The sequence below is a fragment of the Mycobacterium asiaticum genome (assembly GCF_001668675.1).
Classification (GTDB): domain Bacteria; phylum Actinomycetota; class Actinomycetes; order Mycobacteriales; family Mycobacteriaceae; genus Mycobacterium; species Mycobacterium asiaticum_D.
Window position 1 is genome coordinate 19,140 of the sequence record NZ_LZKQ01000288.1, and the last position, 8,343, is coordinate 27,482.

Sequence of the window (8,343 nt, forward strand, 5' to 3'; positions counted from 1 at the left end):
GCTAGCTTCCGGCGGCGCGGGCGGCCGGCGCCTCCCGGTCGGCGACCGTGCGCTGGTAGGCCTCGATGTTGCGCCTCGTTTCGGCCAGCGAATCCCCACCGAACTTCTCCAGCGCCGCGCGGGCCAGCACCAGCGCCACCATGGTTTCGACCACCACGCCGGCGGCCGGCACCGCGCACACGTCGGAGCGCTGGTGGATGGCGACGGCCTCGTCACCGGTGGCCATGTCGACGGTGGCCAGGGCACGGGGCACGGTGGAGATCGGCTTCATCGCCGCGCGCACCCGCAGCGGCTGGCCGTTGGTCATGCCGCCCTCGAGTCCGCCGGCGCGGTTGGTCGAGCGCACGACGCCGTCGGGTCCGGGATACATCTCGTCGTGGGCGCGGCTGCCGCGGCGGCGGGCCGTCTCGAAACCGTCGCCGATCTCCACGCCCTTGATCGCCTGGATGCCCATCACCGCCGCGGCCAGTTGGCTGTCGAGCCGGTTGTCGCCGCTGGTGAAGGAGCCCAGGCCGACCGGCAGGCCCAGGGCCACCACCTCCACGACCCCACCCAGGGTGTCGCCGTCCTTCTTGGCCGCCTCGATCTCAACGATCATCGATTTCTCGGCCTGTGCGTCGTACGCCCGGACCGGGCTGGCGTCGATGGCGGGCAGATCCTCGGCGCGCGGCGGTGGGCCGTCGTAGGGTGCCGACGCGCCGATCGAGATAACGTGCGAGAGCACCTCGACGCCCAGGGCTTGACGCAGGAAGGCCCGCGCAATGGTGCCGGCTGCCACCCGGGCGGCGGTCTCGCGGGCGCTGGCCCGCTCCAGCACGGGCCGGGCGTCGTCGAAGCCGTACTTGAGCATGCCCGCGTAGTCGGCGTGGCCGGGCCGCGGCCGGGTCAGTGGTTCGTTGCGCGCGCTGTTCTCCAGGTCGGCGGGGTCCACCGGGTCGGGGGCCATCACGGTTTCCCACTTCGGCCATTCGGTGTTGCCGATCTCGACGGCGATGGGTCCGCCCAGCGTGCTGCCGTGGCGCACACCGGCCAGGATCGTCACGGCGTCGCGCTCGAACTTCATCCGGGCGCCACGCCCGTAGCCCAGGCGGCGGCGGGCCAGTTGGTCGGCGATTTCGGTCGACGTGACGTGCACGCCGGCGACCATGCCTTCGACCATGGCTACCAGCGCGCGGCCGTGGGACTCCCCGGCAGTGATCCAGCGCAACACCCGAACATCTTCCCATGTACGACTGAGCGCCAGTTAATCCAGCAGAGCCAAGCCCGCCGCTGCCGCGGTGGCGACCGCCATCGACGGACCGTGCGGAAGGGCATATGCGCGGCAGGCCACCGCGATCGACGCGGTCAGCAGCGGTGCGGCGATCGCCGCGAGGAACCACACGTCGGCGCCGAAGCACCCGGTCAGAGCGCCCAGGCCGATCGCGAACTTCACGTCGCCGGCGCCCATCGCCGCGGGCGCTATCAGGTGCACCACCAGATACGTCGCGGTCAGCGCCGCCGCACCGGCCAGCGCCGGGGCACCGCGCCCCGTCAGCACCGCGCCGACCAGGATCACCGCGGCGCCGGGCAGGGTGAGCGCGTTGGGTAGCCGTCGCTGCCGGATGTCGAAGCCACACAGGACCGCCATCCAGGCCAGCACCAGGGTCGCCGCTGCGATTCGCATGCAGCGGCAGGTTAATCCGATTCGGCCAGGGCGCAAGTCATCGCTTCGCGCGGCGCGGGCAGGCCGGTGAACTGCTCGACCTGCGCGAACGCCTGGTGCAGGAGCATCTGCAGGCCGCTGACCACCCGGCCACCGGCGGCGGCGACGGCGGCCGCCAGCGGCGTGGGCCACGGGTCGTAGATGGCGTCCAGCAGCACCGGGACGGCGGCGAACGTGTCGGCATAGCGGGCGGCCACATCGGCGGGAATGGTGCTGACCAGGACCGCCGCGGCGGCCACCTCGTCGGCCAGTCCGGCGTCGTCCAGGCCGCAGTAGCGGGTAACGACACCTACCCGCGCGCCGAGTTCCACCAGCCGTGCGGCCTTGTCCGGATTGCGGGCCACCACGGTGATGCCGGTGACACCCAGCGCGGCAAGCCCCACCACGGCCGCCGGGGCCGTTCCGCCCGAGCCGCACACCAGCGCATGCCCGTGCTGTGGCCCGAGCGCCCCTGCCACGCCGTCGATGTCGGTGTTGTCGGCCCGCCAGCCGGTCGCCGTCCGCACCAGGGTGTTGGCCGAACCGACCTGCTCGGCGCGCCCGGTGCGCTCGTCCGCGAACCGCAGGGCGGCGAACTTACCCGGCATGGTGACCGACACCCCGACCCATTCCGGCCCGAAGCCGGCCACCACGCCCGGCAGCTCCTCGGCGTCGCACTCGATGCGTTCGTAGGTCCAGTCAGTCAGGCCCAGCGCACGGTAGGCGGCCAGGTGCAACAGCGGGGAACGGGAATGGGCGATCGGCTTGCCCAGCACGGCCGCTCTGCGAGCGGCTCCAGCGGTGCTAGCGGGAGGAATCGAGGACACCGTTGTGCTTGGCCAGCTCGATGTTCGCCAGATGCTGCTGGTAGTCCCGGGTGAACAGCGTCGTCCCCTGCGCGTCGATGGTGACGAAGTACAACCAGTCGCCGGGCGCGGGATGTTCGGCTGCCTGCAATGCGTCGACGCCGGGTGAACAGATCGCCGTGGCCGGCAGGCCCTCGGCCATGTAGGTGTTCCACGGGGTCCGTAGCGAGCGGTCGGCGTCGGTGGTCGCCACTTCGCGACGGTCCAGCGGGTAGTTCACCGTCGAATCGAACTCGAGCTTGCGGTGTTCGTGCAGCCGGTTGTAGATGACCTGGGCGACCTTGGCAAAGTCCCCGACATTGGCTTCCTGCTGCACCAGCGACGCCACCACCAGGATGTCGTAGGGCGACAGCCCCAGCGACTTGGCGGTGTCCACCAGCCCCGACGTGAGGTAGGACATGCTGCCGGCATTGATCAGGCTCGCCAGGATCGTCTCAGCCGATGCCGCCGGGTCGATGTTGAACGTGCCCGGCGCGACCAGGCCTTCCAGCCGCCGGTGGTCATCGCCGAGTTCTCGCACCGGCTCGACGGCCCAGTCCGGCACCTGCAGCGCCGCCGGCGTGCTCTTGCCTGCCGCGGCGCGCAGGTCGGCGACCGACACGCAGCGCTCGTTGCCGTCCAGGTCGACACAGGTGGCCCGGGAGATCAGCGTCAGAATCCCCGGCGTCGTCTTGTTCGTCTTCATGTCGGTGGTGTCGTCGAGCTGGCGCCCTTCCGGGATCACCAGCCGGCCCACCCGGCTGTTCGGGTCGATCAGCCGTTTGACGGCATTGGCGGCCGGGATCTCGGTGCGCATGCGGTAGAACCCCGGCTGGATCGCGGTGATCGCGGAGTTTCCGTGGGCGGCGTCGACGAACGCCCGCACCGTGCGCACCACGCCGCGCTCGAGCAGCGTCTGCCCGACCGCGGTGGTCGAATCACCGGCCTGGATCTGGATGACGACGTCACGCTTGCCGTCGCCGGTGAAATCGTCCTCGTTGCCCGACACCATGTGCCACAGCTTCGAGCCGACCAGCACGGCGGCCACCACGACGACGACGAGCAGTCCGACCGCGAAACCCCCGGCGAACCGCCGCTTGCGGCGGTTGCGCTCAGCTTTTTTTCGGTCGGTCCGTGACCTGCGATGCCGGCTCGCGCTCACCGCCGCGGGCTTGGCCTTTTCGCGCTCAGACATTGGCGGCTTCCGCGCCGGGGGCAAGGCCGGGGCCGCCGATCAGGGCGCGCCGCTGGTCGAGCCACCCCTGCAGGATCGCCACCGCGGCGGCCTGGTCGATCACCGACCGCTGCTGCTTGGCGCGGACACCGGCCTCCCGAAGCGACCGCTGCGCGGTGACGGTGGTCAACCGCTCGTCGGCGAGCCGCACCGGCGTGGGCGCGACCCGTTCAGCGAGCTCCCCGGCCAGCTCGATGGCGTCCTGGGCGGACTGACCGATGCGATCGGCCAGCGTGCGGGGCAGGCCGACGATCACCTCGACCGCCTCCAGCTCCGAGGCCAGCGCGGCCAGCCTGCGGACATGCTTTCCGGACCGGTCGCGGCGCACGGTTTCTACCGGGGTGGCCAGAATGCCGTCCGGGTCGCTGGCCGCCACGCCGATGCGCACCGTACCTACGTCGATTCCGAGGCGCCGGCCCCGGCCGGGGTCTGACTCTCCCGGCCGGTCGGGCTGACGCCGGTCGCCGCCTGGTGTGTCCTGCGGTGATTTGACCACTCAGCCGACCCGCGCTATCTCTGCCCGTACCGCGTCCAGTGCGGCGTCGATGCCGGTCGGGTTCTTACCGGAGCCCTGCGCCAGGTCGGCCTTGCCGCCGCCACGGCCGTCGACCGCGGCAGCGAGCTGCTTGACCAGGTCGTTGGCGTTCAAGCCGAGATCCTGGGCCGCGGGGTTGGCCGCCACGGCGTAGGGAACGGTCTGGCTCTCGCCCTCGGCGATCAGCGCCACCACGGCGGGATCGCTGCCGAGCTTGCCGCGGATGTCACCGACCAGGGAACGCAGGTCCGCCGCCGTCATACCGCTGGACATGCGCTGCGCCACCACCCGGACGTTACCGATGCGCTCGGCTCCGGCAGCGGCATTGGTAGCCGCCGCGCGAGCGTTCGCCAGCCGCGCCCGTTCGAGTTCCTTCTCGGCCGCCTTGAGCCGCTCCACCAGGCTCGCCACCCGGGCGGGCACCTCTTCCGACGGCACCCGCAGTGACGACGCGAGGCCGGCCATCAGCGCGCGTTCCTTGGCCAGGTGCCGGAAGGACTCCAGCCCCACGTACGCCTCCACCCGGCGCACCCCGGAACCGATGGACGACTCGCCGAGGATGGTCACCGGGCCGATCTGCGCCGAGTTGTGCACATGGGTGCCGCCGCACAACTCCAGGGAGAACGGTCCGCCGATCTCGACCACCCGCACCTGGTCGGGGTAGCTCTCGCCGAACAGCGCCATCGCGCCCATCGCCTTGGCCTTGTCGAGTTGCTCCTCGAAGGTGTGCACCTCGAAGTCGGCCTGCACCGCTTCGTTGGTGACCTCCTCGATCTGAGTGCGTTGATCCTCGCTCAACGAACCCTGCCAGTTGAAATCGAAACGCAGATACCCCGGCCGGTTCAGCGACCCCGCCTGAACGGCGTTGGGGCCCAACACCTGCCGCAGCGCGGCGTGCACCATGTGGGTGCCGGAGTGACCCTGCGTTGCTCCCTTGCGCCAGCCCGGGTCGACCGCCGCGACGACGGTGTCGCCCTCGACGAATTCGCCGGACTCGACGTTGACCCGGTGCGCGTGCAGGGTTTTGGCGATCTTCTGCACATCGGTGACCGCCGCGCGGGCGCTGCCGCCGGATCCGACGCCGCTGATGCTGCCGGCGTCGGCGATCTGCCCACCGGACTCGGCGTACAGCGGTGTCCTGTCCAGGATCAGCTCGACCCGGTCGGCCTCGGCCGTGTCGCCGTGCGAGACCACGGGCACCCGCTTGCCGTCCACGAAGATGCCGAGAATCTTGGCTTCCGAGGTCAACTCGTCGAAGCCGGTGAATTCCGTCGGGCCGGCGTCGACCAACTCGCGGTAGGCGGTCAGATCGGCGTGCGCGTGCTTGCGTGCGGCGGCGTCGGCCTTTGCCCGCCGGCGCTGCTCGGCCATCAGTTCGCGGAACCCGGCCTCGTCGACGGTGAGCCCCGATTCGGCCGCCATCTCCAGGGTCAACTCGATCGGGAACCCGTAGGTGTCGTGCAGGGTGAATGCGTCGGAGCCGGAGACCACGGTGGCCCCGGCGGACTTGGTGGCGCCGGCGACGTCATCGAACAGCTTGGACCCCGACGCCAGGGTGCGGTTGAACGCGGTTTCCTCGGCGACCGCAATGCGGTTGATCCGCTCGAAGTCGGTGACCAGCTCGGGATACGACGGGCCCATCGCGTCGCGCACGGTGGCCATCAGGTCGCCGAGGATCGGGCTGTCTGGATCGTCCACGCCCAGCAGCTTGGCCGACCGGATGACCCGGCGCAGCAGGCGGCGCAACACGTAGCCGCGGCCGTCGTTGCCGGGGCTGACGCCGTCCCCGATCAGGATCGCGGCGGTACGGCTGTGGTCGGCGATGATGCGGTAGCGGACGTCGTCTGCGTGGTTGCCGACGTCATAGCCCCGGGGAGCCCGGGCGGCGACAAGATCGATGACCGGGCGCAGCAGGTCGGTCTCGTAGACGTTGTGCACGTTCTGCAGCACCAGCGCGATGCGCTCCACGCCCATGCCGGTGTCGATGTTCTTGCGGGGCAACGGCCCGAGAATCGCGTAGTCCTCTTTCGAGGTGCCCTCGCCGCGCTCGTTCTGCATGAAGACGAGGTTCCACACCTCGAGGTAGCGGTCTTCGTTGGCGATCGGACCACCGCCGACGCCGAATTCGGGGCCACGGTCGTAGTAGATCTCCGACGACGGCCCGCAGGGGCCCGGGATACCCATCGACCAGTAGTTGTCGGCCATGCCGCGGCGCTGAATCCGCTCGGCCGGTAGCCCGGCGATCTCCTGCCACAGCCCCGCGGCTTCGTCGTCGTCGAGATATACGGTGGCCCACAGCTTTTCCGGGTCGAGCCCGTACCCACCGTCGTCGACCGGGTTGGTGAGCAGCGCCCAGGCGAGTTCGATGGCCCGACGCTTGAAGTAGTCGCCGAACGAGAAGTTGCCGGCCATCTGGAAGAAAGTGTTGTGCCGGGTGGTGATGCCCACCTCGTCGATGTCCGGGGTGCGGATGCACTTCTGGATGCTGGTCGCGGTCGCATACGGCGGGGTGCGCTGACCCAGGAAGAACGGCACGAACTGCACCATGCCGGCATTGACGAACAACAGGTTGGGGTCGTCCAGGATCACCGAGGCACTCGGTACCTCGGTGTGACCCGCCTTCACGAAATGATCAAGGAACCGCTTCCTGATCTCGTGTGTCTGCACTTCCGCTTCTTCCTTAATTCCGGTCCTTGATGTCCGCGCGCATGGTCGCGGTCGCTACCAGCCTATTCGCCGCAGCGTGGCTGCCGAAGTCGTATTTCGGCCCGCTTAGCCTCGCATTTAACCTTCGACGAAGCTCAACCGGACCGACCGCTTCGGATTGTCGCGGTTGAGGTCGACGAGCACGACGCTCTGCCAGGTGCCCAGCTGCGGCTCGCCCGCGGTGACCGGAACCGTCACCGACGGCGAGACGATCGCCGGCAGCACGTGATCGGCCCCGTGGCCGTACGAGCCGTGGGCATGCCGGTAGCGGTCGTCGCGGGGCAGCAGCCGTTCCAGCGTGTCCACCAGGTCGTCGTCGGAGCCGGCACCGGTCTCGATGACGGCGACCCCGGCGGTCGCATGCGGGACGAACACATTGCAGAGGCCATCACCCAGCGAGGAGCAGAAGCTGCGTAGCGCGTCGGTCAGATCGACGATCTGGCGGCGCGAAGTGTCGACATCAAGCACGTCCGTCTGCATTCAATAAAGCCTACGACGGCCGGGGATTCCGCGATGTGACCATTGCCACACCCGGCCGGCGGGAGGAAGGTGGGTGGTGGGACCGCGCGGCGCCCTGATCAACTCCCGCGGGCGCCGCTCCGAACATGAGGAGGGGTCGGCCGTGTACGCACGCTCCACCACCATTCAGGCACAGCGCTCATCGATCAACATGGGCATCGCCCACGTTCGCGACGTGGTGATGCCGGCCCTCCGGGAGATCGACGGTTGCCTCGGAATCTCGTTGCTGGTCGACCGTGACTCCGGCCGCTGCATCGCCACCAGTTCCTGGGAGTCGGAGTCGGCGATGCAGGCGAGCGCCGAGCGGCTGTGGCCGGTGCGCTATCGCGCGGTCGAGGTCTTCGGGGGCACCGCGGTCGTCGACCAATGGCGCATCGCTTCGCTGCATCGCAACCATCACTCCGGGCCGGGCGCCTGCGTGCGCGCGACCTGGCTGCGGGCGCGGCCGGAGCAGTTCGAGCGCGCGCTCGATTTCTACCGGTGGGCGGTGTTGCCCGCAGTCGAGGACTTCGACGGCTTCTGCAGCACGAGCCTGCTGGTGGACACCACGTCGGCCCGGGCGGTGGCCTCGGTGACCTACGACAGCGTCGACGCGATGGAGCGCTGCGCGGAGTCGGCCCGGTCGCTGCGCACCGCGATGCTGCGCGACCTTGGCATCGACCAGGACGATGTGGGCGAGTTCGAGCTGGCGCTGGCTCATCTGCGGGTGCCGGAGCTGGTGTAGTTACCCCGCGCGCCCCCCCCCAAACCCCCCCCCCCCCGGGGGGGGGGGGGGGGTTTGGGGGGGGGGCGGCGGTTGGGCCGGCGGCCCCGGCGCCCCCCG

Annotated in this window: 8 protein-coding genes; 1 reads left to right on the top strand and 7 read right to left on the bottom strand. The window is 70.1% G+C overall.

The features are described 5' to 3' along the window. Position 1: 1 nt before the first annotated feature. From aroC to A9X01_RS24180, 7 genes are all read right to left on the bottom strand, one after another. Positions 2–1,210, bottom strand: a complete 1,209-nt coding sequence (gene aroC, locus A9X01_RS24150) for a chorismate synthase (RefSeq protein WP_065123142.1) — start codon at positions 1,208–1,210, stop codon at positions 2–4. 33 nt (positions 1,211–1,243) lie between these two features. Next, entirely contained in the window at positions 1,244–1,663 is a 420-nt protein-coding gene (locus A9X01_RS24155; protein WP_065123143.1) for an A24 family peptidase, read from the bottom strand. Between the two features lie 11 nt (positions 1,664–1,674). Continuing rightward, on the bottom strand, positions 1,675–2,499 hold the full coding sequence (locus A9X01_RS24160; RefSeq protein ID WP_081282603.1) for a shikimate dehydrogenase: 825 nt from the start codon (positions 2,497–2,499) through the stop codon (positions 1,675–1,677). Next, positions 2,486–3,721 (bottom strand): endolytic transglycosylase MltG, encoded by a 1,236-nt coding sequence (mltG, locus tag A9X01_RS24165; protein WP_065123145.1) that lies wholly within the window; start codon positions 3,719–3,721, stop codon positions 2,486–2,488. The genes A9X01_RS24160 and mltG overlap by 14 nt, the downstream gene beginning before the upstream one ends. Next, the gene (ruvX, locus tag A9X01_RS24170; RefSeq protein ID WP_065123146.1) at positions 3,714–4,256 is read right to left on the bottom strand and encodes a Holliday junction resolvase RuvX; all 543 of its coding nucleotides are present in this window, start codon (positions 4,254–4,256) and stop codon (positions 3,714–3,716) included. The genes mltG and ruvX overlap by 8 nt, the downstream gene beginning before the upstream one ends. Continuing rightward, entirely contained in the window at positions 4,257–6,962 is a 2,706-nt protein-coding gene (alaS, locus tag A9X01_RS24175) for an alanine--tRNA ligase (RefSeq protein WP_065123147.1), read from the bottom strand. A gap of 117 nt (positions 6,963–7,079) precedes the next feature. Then, complete coding sequence (locus A9X01_RS24180) at positions 7,080–7,469, bottom strand: secondary thiamine-phosphate synthase enzyme YjbQ (protein WP_172830597.1); 390 nt, start codon at positions 7,467–7,469, stop codon at positions 7,080–7,082. A 154-nt stretch (positions 7,470–7,623) separates the two neighbouring features. On the opposite strand from A9X01_RS24180, the gene A9X01_RS24185 reads away from it, so the two are divergent. After that, on the top strand, positions 7,624–8,244 hold the full coding sequence (locus A9X01_RS24185; RefSeq protein ID WP_065123152.1) for an antibiotic biosynthesis monooxygenase: 621 nt from the start codon (positions 7,624–7,626) through the stop codon (positions 8,242–8,244). The last annotated feature ends 99 nt before the right edge of the window (positions 8,245–8,343 follow it).